16 protein-coding genes are annotated in these 16,137 nt (G+C 40.3%); 12 read left to right on the forward strand and 4 right to left on the reverse strand.

Going from position 1 to position 16,137, the window contains the following annotated elements:
* Positions 1 to 20 precede the first annotated feature (20 nt).
* On the reverse strand, positions 21 to 470 hold the full coding sequence (locus tag AA0X71_RS01405; protein ID WP_413358351.1) for a c-type cytochrome: 450 nt from the start codon (positions 468 to 470) through the stop codon (positions 21 to 23).
* Between the two features lie 197 nt (positions 471 to 667).
* On the opposite strand from AA0X71_RS01405, the gene AA0X71_RS01410 reads away from it, so the two are divergent.
* Positions 668 to 1,123: an SRPBCC family protein gene (locus tag AA0X71_RS01410; RefSeq protein WP_413358353.1), complete on the forward strand. Its 456-nt coding sequence runs from the start codon at positions 668 to 670 to the stop codon at positions 1,121 to 1,123.
* A gap of 44 nt (positions 1,124 to 1,167) precedes the next feature.
* Here the strand turns inward: AA0X71_RS01410 and bshB2 are convergent, their stop codons facing one another.
* The 3 genes from bshB2 to pdxK all read right to left on the reverse strand — a co-directional run bounded on the left by bshB2 (position 1,168) and on the right by pdxK (position 3,172).
* Positions 1,168 to 1,836, reverse strand: coding sequence for a bacillithiol biosynthesis deacetylase BshB2 (gene bshB2, locus AA0X71_RS01415; protein WP_413358355.1), 669 nt, complete (start codon positions 1,834 to 1,836; stop codon positions 1,168 to 1,170).
* A gap of 37 nt (positions 1,837 to 1,873) precedes the next feature.
* The gene (locus tag AA0X71_RS01420) at positions 1,874 to 2,221 is read right to left on the reverse strand and encodes a YojF family protein (RefSeq protein WP_413358357.1); all 348 of its coding nucleotides are present in this window, start codon (positions 2,219 to 2,221) and stop codon (positions 1,874 to 1,876) included.
* A gap of 132 nt (positions 2,222 to 2,353) precedes the next feature.
* Entirely contained in the window at positions 2,354 to 3,172 is an 819-nt protein-coding gene (gene pdxK / locus AA0X71_RS01425) for a pyridoxine/pyridoxal/pyridoxamine kinase (protein WP_413358359.1), read from the reverse strand.
* A gap of 851 nt (positions 3,173 to 4,023) precedes the next feature.
* On the opposite strand from pdxK, the gene fdhD reads away from it, so the two are divergent.
* The 11 genes from fdhD (at position 4,024) to AA0X71_RS01480 (ending at position 16,046) form a co-directional block, all read left to right on the forward strand.
* Entirely contained in the window at positions 4,024 to 4,788 is a 765-nt protein-coding gene (gene fdhD / locus AA0X71_RS01430; RefSeq protein WP_413358361.1) for a formate dehydrogenase accessory sulfurtransferase FdhD, read from the forward strand.
* A 110-nt stretch (positions 4,789 to 4,898) separates the two neighbouring features.
* Positions 4,899 to 7,880 carry a formate dehydrogenase-N subunit alpha gene (fdnG, locus tag AA0X71_RS01435; RefSeq protein ID WP_413362430.1) on the forward strand — a complete coding sequence of 994 codons (2,982 nt, stop codon included), beginning with the start codon at positions 4,899 to 4,901 and terminating at the stop codon, positions 7,878 to 7,880.
* Between the two features lie 2 nt (positions 7,881 to 7,882).
* Entirely contained in the window at positions 7,883 to 8,701 is an 819-nt protein-coding gene (locus AA0X71_RS01440; RefSeq protein ID WP_413358363.1) for a 4Fe-4S dicluster domain-containing protein, read from the forward strand.
* Positions 8,694 to 9,374: a formate dehydrogenase subunit gamma gene (locus AA0X71_RS01445; RefSeq protein ID WP_413358365.1), complete on the forward strand. Its 681-nt coding sequence runs from the start codon at positions 8,694 to 8,696 to the stop codon at positions 9,372 to 9,374. Before AA0X71_RS01440 ends, AA0X71_RS01445 begins: the two co-directional genes overlap by 8 nt.
* A 114-nt stretch (positions 9,375 to 9,488) precedes the next feature.
* The gene (locus AA0X71_RS01450) at positions 9,489 to 10,286 is read left to right on the forward strand and encodes a formate dehydrogenase accessory protein FdhE (RefSeq protein WP_413358367.1); all 798 of its coding nucleotides are present in this window, start codon (positions 9,489 to 9,491) and stop codon (positions 10,284 to 10,286) included.
* A gap of 32 nt (positions 10,287 to 10,318) precedes the next feature.
* Complete coding sequence (locus AA0X71_RS01455; RefSeq protein ID WP_413358369.1) at positions 10,319 to 10,930, forward strand: molybdenum cofactor guanylyltransferase; 612 nt, start codon at positions 10,319 to 10,321, stop codon at positions 10,928 to 10,930.
* 8 nt (positions 10,931 to 10,938) lie between these two features.
* The gene (gene glp / locus AA0X71_RS01460) at positions 10,939 to 12,168 is read left to right on the forward strand and encodes a gephyrin-like molybdotransferase Glp (protein WP_413358372.1); all 1,230 of its coding nucleotides are present in this window, start codon (positions 10,939 to 10,941) and stop codon (positions 12,166 to 12,168) included.
* A gap of 11 nt (positions 12,169 to 12,179) precedes the next feature.
* Positions 12,180 to 14,096, forward strand: coding sequence for a molybdopterin biosynthesis protein (locus AA0X71_RS01465; protein WP_413358374.1), 1,917 nt, complete (start codon positions 12,180 to 12,182; stop codon positions 14,094 to 14,096).
* Between the two features lie 19 nt (positions 14,097 to 14,115).
* Positions 14,116 to 14,580, forward strand: a complete 465-nt coding sequence (locus tag AA0X71_RS01470) for a molybdenum cofactor biosynthesis protein MoaE (protein WP_413358376.1) — start codon at positions 14,116 to 14,118, stop codon at positions 14,578 to 14,580.
* Entirely contained in the window at positions 14,573 to 14,806 is a 234-nt protein-coding gene (gene moaD / locus AA0X71_RS01475; RefSeq protein WP_413358378.1) for a molybdopterin converting factor subunit 1, read from the forward strand. The genes AA0X71_RS01470 and moaD overlap by 8 nt, the downstream gene beginning before the upstream one ends.
* 220 nt (positions 14,807 to 15,026) lie before the next feature.
* Positions 15,027 to 16,046 (forward strand): thiazole biosynthesis adenylyltransferase ThiF, encoded by a 1,020-nt coding sequence (locus tag AA0X71_RS01480; protein WP_413358380.1) that lies wholly within the window; start codon positions 15,027 to 15,029, stop codon positions 16,044 to 16,046.
* Positions 16,047 to 16,137: the final 91 nt, after the last annotated feature.

Below are 16,137 nucleotides of genomic sequence, written 5' to 3' on the forward strand. Positions count from 1 at the left end.
TTATTAAGAATTGCTTTTCATTACTGTTCAGAAGCTTTTTTTAATTCCGCAACAATTTGCTCGATTTCTTCATCAGATAGAGGGCTACCACCAATAACAGTTGACATGACCGCAGATGTAGGTTCCTTTAGAAATTCCTGAAGTGGCTTGCCGTGCTTACCTTCAACATTGTTATACGCTTGAGATAAGTCTGGGCCAGTTGCTCCACCTTCGAGATCTAACCCTTCAGCTGCATGACAAGCGAGACAACCCTTCGTTTGTAAAATACTCTCTCCTTCGGAAACGTTTGCAGTTTCGGTCGGTTCAACTGTATCCGCTTTTCTACTTCCTTCAGAGGTATTGTCTTTCGATTGTTCTTGAGTCGAGTTAGTACTGGTATCGCCGTTATCAGCAATAACGTCAAATACAAGGTAACCTAAGCCAAGACCAACCATTGCACTTATAACAAAATGGATAATGGACTTCTTCAAAATTCTCCCCCCTTGCAAATTGGTGATTTGATTACATTTACATCCTATTCATTCAAAATAACCCCAGGTGTGATTCACTTCACATAGAAGAAAGTCCTTTGTGAATGTTTTGTGAAGCGATAAGAATGTTCCCCTTGACTTTCGTTATCTACCTTTGAGACGATTGCCATATATTCTATCTGAGACGAGGGACTAGGATGGCAGATTTTCAATCGAGCATTATAATTCGTAAACCAGTTGAGGAAGTTTTTAAGTATCTTTTAACCTTGGAAAACATTCCAGAGATTATGCCGAATGTGGTCAAGTTAGAGAAATTAACAGAAGGACCGATTAAAAAAGGGACCAAGCTATTAGAAACAAGGAATGTGCGTGGTAGAGAAACAAAAGCGGAAATTGAAATGACGGAATATGAGCGAAATCAAATCTATCAAACGAAAAGTGTCGCAGGTGGAATCACGATCACCTATACCTATCTATTTGCTACGATTGAGGAAGGAACTCAAGTTCAGTTTGAAGCCGATGTGAAGATTAAAGGGTTATTCAGTTTCTTCTCGCGGCGTGCGCTAGTGAAAATCATGAAGCAAGAGGATGGCTATCTGCTTCAATATTTGAAGGAAGAATTGGAAGGAACAAAAGAAGAGAATGTGCAATAAGGTCTTACAGCGGACCTTGTTACACATTCTCTTTTGTATTTCATTTAGTCTATCTTATACGTCCAGAAGCGCTCGTTCTGTAGCCATGCGATCATTTGTGGATCATTTTGCTTGAGCTTTTCTTCCGCATCCGCCACCATGAGTTGGGTTTGCGAACGATGAGCTTTAATCGTGGCGAGCTTGGTTGTAATAAATTCATGTACATCATGGACAATATCTGGTTCCCCTAATTCATCGACGCAATTTTTAGAGAAAGCGACCAAATTTAATTTCGGTCTTTTTTCCTTAGGCATGCGTTTCACAGTCTCAACAACTGCCGCTCCTGTTGCATCATGATCAGGGTGAACAGAATAACCTGGGTAAAAACTAATAATCAACGATGGGTTTACCTCGTCTATAATGGAAGCAAAGTGATTGATTAATGTCTCTGGATCCTCGAATTCGACGGTTTTATCACGATAACCTAACATTCTCAAATCAGTAATCCCCAATTCGTTTGCAGCATCTTGTAGTTCTTGTTTTCGTATATACGGGAGTGATTCTCGATTGCAGAAAGGAGGGTTCCCCATATTTCTTCCCATTTCTCCTAACGTTAGGCATGCATATGTGACCGGTGTTCCATTGCTAACATGAGAGGCAATCGTACCGGAAACACCAAATGCCTCATCATCGGGATGAGGGAAAATGACCAATAATTGCCGTTCTTTTTCCATTAAAATCGTCTCCTTCCTTATATATTCCTTCCTATGACTATTCAAATGGGGTTTGACTAATCTCTAAGGCTACAGCGAGCTTGCCTTGAAAGTCATGACCAGCTAAAAGTAATCTTCCTTTATCGTCCACTTCAAAGTGTGTAATTCCTTCCGCATACACCCAACCAATATCTAATTTCAAGCCGACACGATATGGATTCGGGCCCGTTATTTTTCCAAGTGTATACGTTAACTTTGCATTGCGGATGTAAGCCCCTGATGAAAAAAACGATTCATCATGATGAGATGCATAGGCTCCATTTGTCGTTTCAAGATGGATATATACCTCTTGATTAGCCAAGCGTTTTAATTCATTTTGTACGGATTCCATCTTTACAGGTTCCAATGTAGAAATACCTCCTTTAAAACATCCTAACGTACATTCATTCTACTAAAATAAACGCAAAAAAAGAAATAGTTGGCTTACATAGATTCGAGCACAATAAAAAACAGAGCCTTTCAGCTCTGTTTCATTCAATTATTTAGCCTCTACACCATAAGTTCGGTAGGCACCGTGCATGGTTGGACCAACGTATTCATTTAATTTAAAGCCGTGGCGAATAGCAGCAGTAACAAATTCTTTTGCCAGTTCGATGGCTTCTAGAACCGATTTACCTTTTGCTAATTCAGCCGTAATGGCAGCCGAATACGAGCACCCTGCCCCATGTACATACGTTGTGTTAATTTTTTCACTTTCATAAAGCTTGTACTCTTCCCCATCAAACAGCAAGTCTATAGCTTTGTCATAGTCTAGCTTATTTCCACCTTTAATAAGAACGTATTTCGCTCCAAGAGCATGGATTTTAGCTGCAGCTTCTTTCATATCATCGATCGATTTGATTGGAGCAGTTCCAGCAAGTTGGGATGCCTCAAATAAATTTGGTGTTACGACTAATGCGCGTGGTACGAGCACATCGCGAAGCGCAGTCGCATTCTCAGGATTTAATACTTCATCCTCACCTTTACACACCATCACTGGATCAATAACCACATTTTTTACTCCATGTTCATCAATTGCTTTCGCGATTCGGTCGATGACTTCCACATTAGCTAGCATTCCCGTTTTCAAAGCATCAAGATTCACAGAAAACACGGTTTCTAGCTGAGCTTCAAAGGATTCGATCGAAAGTGGAAAAACGCTGTGGCGCCAGTTATTTTTAGGATCCATTGTCGCAATGACATTGATTGCAGACATGCCAAAAACACCAAGTTCTTGGAATGTTTTTAAATCAGCTTGAATTCCAGCACCGCCGCTTGTGTCCGAACCTGCAATGGTTAGAGCTTTTTTCATTGACATTGTAGTTGCCCCCTAATGAAGTCTTTTTGTTTTCCATTTTATATCAAAGAAAGTGGTTAATCAATTTTGTTACAGCTTCAGTACATAACAAAAAATTCAAATTTAACAATTGGCAATAATTACACGATTCAAAAGTTTAATGTTTTGAACATTTTGTGAAGACGCAGGAATGTCACATTTGCAACATTAACAAGGTCGCCATGTGGTTTATCATAGGGGTGTAAGGAAGTTCTTTTCCACTATGAAAGTGTGAGGAAAGTTACAGAATAAATAACCGATAAGTTTTAAGCTACGATCGTAACATTCTTCAATAGCACTATTAAAACATTGGTTATATTAAATGGATGTTTTCGTACGGATTGTGGTTTTTGAATGGTCCTAATGCCGACCATTCTGATTTATACGTAGCATAGTACCACGGATTGAAAAGAGCCTATAAATCAACTGTCCGCGATGGTTTTTGGAATGATTGTTAACAATCTAGACACATAGCAAGACAATAAATTTTCACAAAAGAAGAAATGTCACTAAATCGACAAATTTCATTTTCACAATTGAGACGTTTATATCATTTTTGTACGTTGAGATAAAAGCGAACAATAAAATTGGTCAATTCATTAACATTCGTAAATTTCGTTAAATTTGGTGGTTAAATGGAATTATTTTCGATTTTTTCTTTAAAAATGAAAGCAGAAATGAATGGAAACTATTTAATGAAATAATTGGTCATCAACTGCATTCTTACGCTAACAAGGTTTTAGAACTTGTGATATTTGTCGCAGAAATCGAAGGACCTGTTTTTTTAAAATAAACAAGTGAACCAAGAGGGTTTGCTGACGAGGTGATTAGTAATGAATCAAAAAGGCTGCCCAGAAGAATATCCTATAACGCTTATAGTCAATGGTTTTGAGGTTGCGATTTTTCAATTAACCAAACAGGATTTAGAGGATTGGGTTTTTGGATATCTCTTTTCTGAAGGATTGATTGAGCGAGCTGGTGATGTTAAAACGGTGCTAATTAATGAAGAAGCCGGAATCATTGATGTCACGTTGGCAACCGATTTTGATACGGAGAAAATGTTTTCGAAGAAAAAACATTACACTGCTGGATGTGGAAGAGGGGTTACATTCTTCTCCATGACAGATGTGAAAACGTTTAACAAGGTTAAAGTAGGAAAAACCTACCAACTTACTTATCTTTTAAAAAAGAGAAGTGAGTTTGCTAGAAATTCTCCACTTTACCTTGAATCAGGTGGCATGCACGGAGCTTGCATTGTTGAGGAAAATGGCGATATGACCATTCGTGAGGATATCGGACGACATAATGCAGTCGATAAAATTATCGGATATGCCATTAGAAATGAGCTAGAACCTTCCTCTTTATTGCTATTGACGACTGGAAGAATATCATACGAAATGCTATCAAAAGCAGCGAAGTTTGGATTTTCAGTCGTTGCATCCAGAACTGCTGCCACAAAACAAGCCATTCAACTTGCTAAATATTTAAATGTTGAAGTTGTTGGTTATTTAAGAGGAAGAATGGCGATTCAATATACGTCATTCGGAAGAGTCGAATACGACTTAGAAGAAAGAGCTGTGGGGGTTAATCCTAACTAAGCCGTTCTCTACTGAGAGTTCTAACGGGGTGATAGTAGGATTTTCTATACATTATTTGTTTTTTTTATGAAAAAGGAAATAAAAACAACGGAGGGGGAAGAGATATGGAAGTGAATGTTACAAGAAGACAGTTTCTCAAGCTGTCCGGTGCAGTAGCTGCTACTTTGGCTGTTGTTGAACTTGGCTTTGATGAAAAGTCTGCCAAAGCACAGTCAGAAGAATTTAAGATTGCTAAGCTTACGCCAACACCGACCATCTGTCCTTATTGTTCTGTAGGCTGCGGAATTTTAGTTTATGCAAATGAAAATGATGTCGTTTATACAGAGGGTGACCCAGATCATCCAATAAACGAAGGAACTTTATGTAGTAAAGGAACAACAGTACGTCAAGTGTACACATCAGAAAAACGTGTGACAAAGCCAATGTACCGTGCTCCAGGAAGTGCTAAGTGGGAAGAAGTAGATTGGGATTTCGCCCTTGATAAGGTAGCAAAAAATATCAAGGAATCAAGAGATAAAACGTTTATGGAGAAAGAAAATGGGCTTACCGTTAATAGAACCGATGCCATTGCTTACCTAGGTGGTGCGGCACTAGATAACGAAGAATGCCATTTACTCCAAAAACTATTCCGTGCAGGTCTAGGGTTATCCTATATCGAGCACCAGGCCCGAATATGACATAGTTCAACGGTTGCCGGTCTGGCACCTACATTCGGTCGTGGAGCAATGACAAATCACTGGAACGATCTTCAATACGCAGATGTCCTAATAGTTATTGGGGCAAACCCTGCAGAAAACCATCCAATTAGTTTTAGATGGATTTCAAAGGCAATTGAAAAGGGTGGAAAGCTGATTTCCGTAGACCCGCGTTATACAAGAACATCCCAAATGGCAAATGTATATGGCCAGCTTCGTTCTGGAACGGACATCGCCTTCATTGGTGGGATGATTAATTACATCTTAGAAAATGAGCTTTATCATAAAGAATATGTAGCGAATTATACAAATGCTGCTTACATTGTCTCTGATACGTTTAAGTTTGAGGATGGAATGTTTAGCGGTTATGACGAAGCGACAAGAAAATATGATCAGTCGCAATGGGCATTCAAAACCGACGAAGAAGGCAATGTATTAACAGATCCTACGTTAAAAGATCCAAATTGTGTATACCAACTAATGAAAAAGCATTATGCACGTTATGATATCGATACAGTTGTTGGTGTAACAGGAACTGACAAACAAACTTATATTGATATTTGTAAAACATACGGATCTACTGGAAAAGTAGGAAAAGCAGGAACCATTCTTTATGCGATGGGTGGTACTCAGCATACAGTTGGTACTCAAAACATTCGTTCATATGCGATTCTACAGCTTCTTCTAGGAAATATCGGAATCGCTGGCGGTGGAGTAAATGCTCTACGTGGAGAATCCAATGTTCAAGGTTCAACTGATTTTGGTCTTCTTTATCACAATGTGCCAGGTTATATGGAAGTACCAACTGGTTCTGAAGGAGACTCAACATATCAGGGATTCTTAGATCGAATTACACCTAAATCAGGTTATTGGGTTAATAAACCGAAGTTTTACACAAGTATGCTGAAGTCCTTCTATGGTGATAACGCTACAGCTGATAATGAATTTGGTTATCAATTTATGCCAAAGATTGCTCCTGGGAAAGACTATTCATTCTTACGCTTATTCGATGCGATGCACCGTAAAGAGTTAGAAGGATTAATCTTATTTGGTTCAAATCCTGTTGTTGGTGGTCCAAATAGCTTTAAGGAACAGGCAGCCATGTCTAACTTGAAGTGGATGGTCGCAGTAGATCTATTTGAAACGGAAACATCATCATTCTGGCAAAAAGAAGCAGGTTCAGATCCAGCATCCATTCAAACGGAAGTTATCTTCTTACCAGCATGTTCATCCTTTGAAAAGGAAGGCTCTGTTACGAACTCAGGACGCTGGATGCAATATCGTTGGCAAGGAATTGCTCCAAAGGGAGAGTCTCGTGCTGACCTAGAAATTACCCATATGCTCGCTCGTCGCTTGAAAGAACTTTATAAAAATGAATCAACACCTGCTGCGAAGCAAATCAATGCCCTATATTGGAATTACGGCGACCATGATCATCCAGATATTGAACTCGTATGTAAGGATATCAACGGTTATGACTGGAAAACGAAGAAGCAAATCAAATCGTTCGGAGACCTTCTAGATGATGGCTCAACGACTGCTGGATGTTGGATTTACACAGGATTCTATCCTGAAAATGATAACTTAGCGCAACGTCGTGATAATACAAACGAAGGTATGAGCAACTTCTTGAACTGGTCCTTTGCATGGCCTGCAAACCGCCGAATCCTCTATAACCGTGCAAGTGCTGACCTAAACGGGAAAGCATGGAGCAAGGAGCGTGTAGGAATCGAATGGAATGCTTTAGAAGGCAAGTGGACTGGATTTGATGTTCCAGACTTTGTCGCAACAAAAGGTCCAGATGATCCAACTTTCAATGACCCATTCATTATGATGGCAGGTGGAAAGGGTGCTGTTTACGCAGCAACGAAATTAAATGAGGGACCATTCCCTGAACATTATGAGCCTTACGAAAATCCGATTTCTAATGCATTTTCTAGTATTCAACTTAACCCTGCTGTACAGTTTGGGGAAGAAGAGATGAATGCAAAAGGGGAAGCGGACAAATATCCAATTGTCGCAACCACTTATCGTCTATCAGAGCACTGGCAATCTGGTGCGATGACAAGAAATGTTCCTTGGTTAGCAGAACTCGCAAGTAATATGTTTATTGAGATTAGTGAAGAGCTAGCAAAGGAAAAAGGTATTAAAGAAAAAGATAAAGTTGTCGTATCAACTGCACGTGGAGAAATCGAAGCTTATGCAATGATTACGAAGCGTTTCAAACCGTATAAATTAAAAGAAAAAACTGTACATCATATCGGTATGCCATGGCATTTCGGATACAAAGGAATTGCAACAGGTTCCACAGCAAACCGCTTAACACCGCATATTGGATGTGCAAACTCAACAATTCCAGAATATAAAGCATTCCTATGCGATGTAAGGAGGGTGTAATGATGGCCGATTATATTAAATTTGTTGACGTTACGAAATGTGACGGTTGTCGTGCATGTATGGTTGCATGTAAAAACTGGAATGACCTTCCTACCGTGACGGAAGAATATTCTGGCTCTATTCAATCACATGCAAAAGTGAATGCTCACACATGGAATGTCATTACCTATGACGAGCATGAAACAGCAAATGGTGGTTTTGAATGGCTATTTAGACATCAATCATGCTTACATTGTGTGGAAGCTGCATGTGAAAAAGCTTGTCCAGAGGATGCTATCAGTCATACTGAATTTGGTTCTGTTGTGATTGACCATGACAAATGTGTCGGGTGTGGATATTGTACGCAAAACTGTACATTTGATGTGGTTGAGTTGGCAACATATAAAGATAAAAACGGGAAAGAATACCGCAAGGCACAGAAATGTACCCTTTGTACAGACCGACTCGAGCAAGGCTTGGAACCAGCATGTGTAACAGCATGTCATACGAATTGTCTTGTTTATGATGAGAAGGAAAAAGTATTATCTGAAGCAGAAGTGCGTTTAGCGAAAATTAAGGAACGCTTCCCGAATGCTAATATTTATAATCCACAAGGAATCAAGGGTACAACAACTGTTTACCTCCTTGCGGATAAGCCATCTGTATATGGCCTTCCTGAAAATCCAAAAGTACCTTTATCACAAATTGTCTGGAAAGACTACGCTCAACCACTTGGAAAAGCAATGTTTGGTGTAACGACTATGGCAGTTGTAGGCTCAGTTATTGCCCATGCTATGAATAGAGAGAAAGGGGAGCATAAAGGAGGTCAAGACCATGAGTAAGCAGGGGAATCAAAAGATGGTTAAACGTTTTAATTTAGGTTTTATCATAGCCCACTGGGTTAATGCAGGTGCCTTCTTTGTTCTTTACATCTCTGCTCTACCAATGTATACAGAATTCTTTAATTGGCTTTACCCGATTCTTGGAGGTCCAGAAGGGGCTCGCTTAATTCATAGAATAGCAGCAGTTGCTTTCATGCTTCCACTTCCAATCTTAGTTCTATTTGACCGCCAAGGTTTAAGAAGATGGAGAAAGAATATTTTCTCTTGGAAGAAACATGATTTTCAGTTCTTCCCTCAATTTGCAAAAGAATTTTTCGGTATGAAATCAAAAACACCGAGACAGGATTTCTTTAATGCAGGGGAAAAAATTAACTCTTGGCTTATGATTACGACGGCGATTATGCTAATTGCCTCAGGTCTTATCATGTGGTTCCCACAATACTTTTCACAAGGAATTGTGATGTGGGCATATCCAATTCATAATATTGGACTTGGACTATCTGCAGCTGTAGCGATTGCTCATATCTATATGTCTATCGCTTTAGCAAAGCCATCTCTACGAGGAATTTTCAAAGGAGATGTGACCGAGGAGTACGCAGATCATCACCATGGTCGTTGGTATGATGAGCTTAAGGACGAAGAAAAAAAGCAAAAACCAAAAAAACACGCGTAAGATGAATAACGCGAAATCTGATAATATTATAGATGTTAGATGATGATAACAATGAGGAAAGTGCTACCCAGCTTTTGGGTAGCTTTTCCTCTATTTAACGAAGAGGTGAATGAAATGAATGTGTTAAATAAAGATTATCAACAATTACAAGAACAGATCCAACAATTAAGCGATAAGTGGAATCAGCAGTTGCAAGAAGACATACTAACAGATTCAGAGCAGATAAAGACAATCACACAGTACCCTGCTCTTTCCCAATTAAAGCTGTCAGTTGATCTGGACCAATATCATCGTTTCATCGAAGAACTGCTCCATTTATTAAGGGACACTCAACCTTCACTTGATTCAGACATTCAGACATTACTGACTACTATTACGACGGAAGTTTTAGGACAGTGGTTTCCAGAGGCATTAACCGTTAACCAAGATTTTTTTGAAAAGTTCGCAGAAAATCATCATGTTGCAAACTGGCTTCCTTATTTTGTAGCTGAGCATGCGATACGTCCATACCTTCAAAAGGCTGCTGCAGAAGTAAAAGAGGAATTAAAGAATGTCGATGTAAGTGGTGGATGTCCTGCTTGTGGCGAAGCGCCAAGACTTGCTATTATAAACAAAAAAGGGAAAAAAGAAGTAACTTGCCCTCGCTGCCAATTTGCTTGGGAAGTAAAGAAGATTAAGTGTGCTCATTGTGGTAGTGAAGAGCCTGGAAAGTTAGAAATTCTCAAAGTAGAGAAGGACGATAGTGCAGAAGTGCATGTATGCCACGAGTGTAAAGGATACACAAAAGTAATCGACGTACGTAAAAAGATTAAGAAAGAATCTATCGCTCTTCTTGATATTAAATCGATTCATTTAGACTTCATCGCCCAAGAAAATGGATATGGGGTATCTGAGCATTCAGATGTAAATTAAAATTAGAACCCTTGTTTTAATGAGGTGAAAAAATGGAAACAACAGGAATTATATTAGCCGGTGGTAAATCTAGCCGAATGGGAACCAACAAAGCATTATTAAATATAGAAGGAAAAATGGTCATTGAACATGCAGTTGAAGAACTGAAATCGATAGTTAACAACATTATCATTGTGACTAACTCATTCGACGAATACTCCTTCTTAAATCTTCCTATGGTGAAAGATGAGTGGAAGGATATGGGACCATTAGCGGGGATTCATGCCGGCTTGAGCTTTTCCAAAACAGAACAAAACTTAATTGTTGCCTGTGATATGCCCTTTATTTCTGCGACGCTTGGAGACGTCCTCCTTAAGCAATTAGAAGAATATCAAGCAGCCATTCCTGAAATTTCTGGTCAATTGCATCCGCTTTTTGCAGCTTACCGGAAAGAAGTAAAAGACGAAGCAGAAAAAGCACTAGAACAAAAACAACTGCGAATAAGAGGGATTTTTCGGAATATTCATGTTAAAATAATGGATGAAACAGAACTGAACGAATCTGGTGTTGCCATCGATGATTCTGATCTTTTTAACATGAATCATCCAGAGGAATACGAGCAGGCCAAAAAGATGAGAACGAAAAATGGGACAAGCAAAGGGTAGAGATGAAAATGAAATTTTTTCAGGTCAAATCAGTGGAAGAAACACACAGGTTCATTCAAGAAAAGGTAGAGTCACTTCATGAGGTCGTGACGAAACCTCTTGTTGATGCACTTCATTTCGTTTTAGCTGAAGATATTATGGTAAGGGAAAATGTACCTAATTTCCGTCGCTCTTCTGTTGATGGATATGCCGTGCGGGCAAAGGATACATTTGGATCGTCTGAAAGTATGCCTGGTTTTTTAACGGTAATTGGAGAAGTGAAAATGGGCCAAGAGCCAGCAAAGCCCCTTTTAAGCGGAGAAGCGATGTATGTTCCAACGGGAGGAATGCTTCCAGAGGGTAGTGATGCCGTCATTATGATTGAGCATTGTGAAGAAATTAGTTCCCTTTTAAACTTATACCGACAAGTCGCTCCAGGAGAAAATCTGATTTCCGTCGGAGAAGATTTAAAGGAAGGGTCAATTCTACTTTCAAAAGGGACGAAGCTTCGTGCACAAGAAATTGGTGCTCTTGCCTCTCAAGGGATCATCGAGGTGCCTGTATGGAGAAAGCCTGTCATCGGATATTTGTCCTCTGGAGATGAAATTGTTCCCATGGAATCGAACGATGTGAAGATGGGCGAAGTGCGTGATATGAATGGAGCAACCATTGGCGCTTTAGTTAGGCAATGGGGGCTTGATTTTGTTTATGGCGGAATTGTCGAGGACAGTCGTGAAGAATTGGAAAGAAAATCGAGAGAAATGCTCGAAAAAACCGATTGCCTTATCCTTACAGGTGGGAGTTCGGTGGGAACGAAGGATTATTCGGTTGAAGTGATTGAGGCATTAGGAGAACCAGGTGTCTATGTCCATGGAATATCAATTAAGCCAGGGAAACCAACGATTCTTTCACAAGCTGGGACAAAGCCAATCATAGGTCTTCCAGGACATCCAGCCTCCGCCATGATCATCTTTTCTCTATTCGGGAAAGCGATCATCGAAATTCTTGGAGGAGAAGAAGCGAGAGAATCAAGGCTCAACTTTGCTAAGGTGACGAAGAATATCCCTTCTGCTCCAGGACGTACCGATTATATTCGCATCCGACTTTTTGAAGAAAATAATGAATGGTATGCCGAGCCTATCTTGGGGAAATCAGGGTTGATCTCCACTCTTGTAAAAAGTGATGGCATGATAGAAATTGCCTCCGAGAGTGAAGGGGTTCATAAAGGAGATCGAGTACCTGTTATATTATTTCAATAAGGTGTGGGACAATGAAAAAATACAAACGGAAAATATACCTACAAGATAAACCTCGAAAAGTGGCAGTAGAGGAATTGCTCAACCATTTTCATCCACAAAGGGAGACAGAGTGGATGAATAGCAGTGAGGCAATAGGAAGAATAACAGCGGAGCCTGTTTTTGCCGTAAATTCAATGCCTCATTATCATGCTTCTGCAATGGATGGAATTGCTGTAAGGGCTGAGGATACTTTTTTAGCACATGAGCAGAATCCAGTTCAGCTAAAACGAAATGAAGACTTTGTCTATGTGGATACGGGAAATCTCATTCCTTCCCCATTTAATGCGGTCATCATGATTGAAAATGTCGACGAGCTTTCAGAGGATGTTGTTGAGATTATTGAACCAACTTCACCGTGGTCACATATTCGCCCGATTGGTGAGGATATAGTCCAAGAAGAAATGCTTTTTCCACAAGGACATAAAATTAGACCAGTAGATATCGGTGTTTTATTAGCATCGCAAACAACAAAGATTCAGGTGATGCGGCCGCCAACTGTAACAATCATTCCAACAGGGAATGAATTAATTGCTCCGAATGAAGGGGCTGTTCCAGGGAAATTAATCGAATTTAATGGCACAGTCATTTCAAGTTATATTAAAGAGTGGGGCGGAGATCCTACATTACATAGCATCGTAAAAGATGAACCAGAAGAAATTAAGAAGGCGTTATTAAATGCTGCCGCCACTTCCGATATGGTGGTCATCAACGCAGGATCGTCTGCAGGTTCTAAAGATTACACCGTCCATTTAATCGCAGAGCTTGGTGAAGTATTCACACATGGAGTAGCAACAAGACCTGGAAAGCCAGTCGTTTTAGGAAAAATAAACGATACAATTGTGATCGGAATTCCAGGCTATCCTGTATCTGCTTATTTAACTCTTGAGTGGTTTGTTCGACCTTTGGTTTGTGCGTATTTAGGAATAACAGAGCCAAAAAGGCATACGTTAAAGGTAAAGCTTGGCCGTAGAATCGTTTCGACGATGGGAGCAGAGGATTTTGTTCGTATGACGATTGGGTATGTTGATGGTGAATACATTGCCAATCCTCTAACAAGAGCGGCAGGAGTGACAATGTCCCTCGTGAAAGCAGATGGGTTATTAGTTGTCCCTTCTGAACAATTAGGCTATGAACAAGGTGAATATGTGGACATAGAGCTCCTTCGCTCAGAAGAAGAAATTAGGTCCGCAGTCGTCTTTAATGGTAGTCACGATTTGACAATTGATCTTCTTTCTTCTTTCTTACGCAATGAATCAAAGGAAGCAAAGATTATATCCTCGCACGTCGGAAGTATGGCAGGGATTATGGCGATCAGGAAAGGAGAAGCCCATATAGCTGGGGTCCATTTATTAGATCCAGAAACAAAGGAATATAATGTTTCCTACGTGAAGAAGTTTCTGGCAGATCAAGAAGTCATACTGTACCCATTCTTGAAACGGAAACAAGGATGGCTTCTCCCAAAAGGCAATCCTTTAAACATTGAAAATGTAACAGATATTGCGGAAAAAGATGCATTGTTTGTAAATCGTCAAAAAGGAGCCGGTACAAGAATCTTATTTGATTTATTATTAAGAGAGTACGGGCTCGAGCCAGAACAAATCAACGGATACGATCGGGAAATGTTCTCCCATCTTAGTGTAGCTGCTGAAGTAAAGAGCAGCCCCAAAGCGGTTGGTCTTGGAATTTACCCAGCGGCGAAGGCAATGGGACTAGATTTTATTTCTCTAGCAGATGAAGAATACGATTTACTCATGACGAAAGCTTTTTTCGAAAGTGTTCAAGGACAACAATTAATTCATATCATTCAGTCAGAAGAATTTCATGCAAGAGTCGAAGCGATTGGTGGATATTCCGTTGTGGCAAATGCTGAGCCGAAAAAATTACAATGATGTTTAGAGGTGCTAGGCCATGAATTTTGAAATTGCAAAGGATCCAATTGATATACAAGCAGTCATTGATAAGGTCGTACAGCGTAATGCAGGAGCTATTACAACTTTTATTGGGACAGTCCGGGAACTAACGAAGGGCAAGAAGACGCTTTATTTGGTTTATGAAGCGTATGCATCAATGGCGGTCAAAAAGCTTGAGCAAATTGGCGATGAAATTAAAGAACAATGGCCAGGCTCAGAGGTTGCTATTACCCATCGTGTCGGAAGACTAGACATTACCGATGTAGCAGTAGTCATTGCTGTGTCAACCCCACACCGTGCCGATGCCTATGAAGCAAATCGTCATGCGATTGAACGAATTAAGGAAATTGTACCGATTTGGAAGAAAGAGCATTGGGAAGATGGAGAAGAATGGATCGGTGACCAGCTCGAAAAGGTAGCTTATCCTACAGGAAAACCAGAGGAGAAGGATCTACATGAATAAAATTCTATTTTTCGCGCATTTAAAAGATGAAGCTGGCGAAGAGAATATTCGCATTGATGTATCTGGAAAAACAGTTGCTGAAGTAAAAGAACTGCTTGCAACAGAATATAAGCTTCAGAAACTGGATTCTGCGATGACAGCGATAAATGAAGAATTCGCCTCCAACGACGATGTGATCGAACAGGGAGATGAAGTTGCATTTATTCCTCCGGTTAGTGGGGGCTGATTTCCAGACTGATGACAAACGCTCGCTTTCTTCGTCGCTTCCCCTTGTCCGGATGCTCATTACCTACTAGGGTAACTCCGCTCCTCCCAAGGGTTCGCTCCTCGAAATCAAACGTTTTCATTTAGCCTGGAGATGAGGCTGTTTTTAGTATTTTCAATTTTAACTGTCCATGAAATTGGGCAGTTTTTTCTACCTTGAAATGAGAAAGGAGGGATAGGGTATGTACGAGCGCTATTCAAGACAGATGCTATTTACACCGATTGGACAAGATGGTCAAGAGAAGATACACATGAAGCATGTTCTGATGATTGGTGCAGGGGCTTTAGGCTCGAGTAATGGGGAGATTTTGACGCGAGCAGGTGTAGGGAAATTAACGATTGTGGATCGGGATTATGTGGAAGCAAGTAATCTCCAAAGGCAGCAGCTTTATACAGAGGAAGATGTCGCTCAAAAGTTGCCAAAGGCTGTGGCAGCAGAGAAGAGACTTAAAGCGATAAACTCTGATGTAGAGCTTCGTGCCGTAGTTGGAGATGCAACACCAGAAATGCTCGAGGAACTTGTCAAAGATGTGGACCTCATTCTGGACGCCACCGACAATTTTGAAACGAGAATGGCGCTTAATGATGTTTCACAAAAGCATCAAATTCCATGGATTTATGGAGCTTGTGTAGGAAGCTTTGGGATGAGTTTCACGATTATTCCTGGGAAAACTCCATGTCTTAACTGTCTGTTAAAATCCCTTCCAGTACAGGGGATGACCTGCGATACAGTCGGGATCATTGCGCCAACTGTTCAAATGGTTGTCGCCCATCAAACAGCCGAAGCACTAAAAATTCTCGTTGAGGATTGGGAGGCGATTCGCCACTCCTTCGTCAGCTTTGACTTATGGAGAAATCAATATAGCAGTATCAAAATGACGAAAGCAAAAGATGATAGCTGCCTTTCCTGTGGGAGTGAGCGAACCTACCCATACTTAAAAAGAGAGAATCTCATGAAATCGGAAGTATTATGTGGTCGCGATACGGTTCAAATTCGTCCATCAAAGCAGGGAGAAGTCGATCTTAATGAGCTTTCCGCTCACTTGAGTGGCAGTCATTATGAAGTAAAAGGGAATCCATATTTGCTATCTATCGAAATGGAAGACAATCGCATCGTCATTTTCAAAGACGGACGAGCACTCATTCACGGAACCAAAGACCTAGCTCATGCCCGATCCATCTACCAAAGATTGCTCGGATAATGTAACCTCCTTGTCATTAATATGGCGAGGAGGTTTTTTTGGTTCCCGAACCAATCTAATATGAACTGGAAAATCTATTAATCTTATCGAA

The organism is Robertmurraya phoenicis, assembly GCF_047302285.1.
Lineage (GTDB): Bacteria > Bacillota > Bacilli > Bacillales > Cytobacillaceae > Robertmurraya.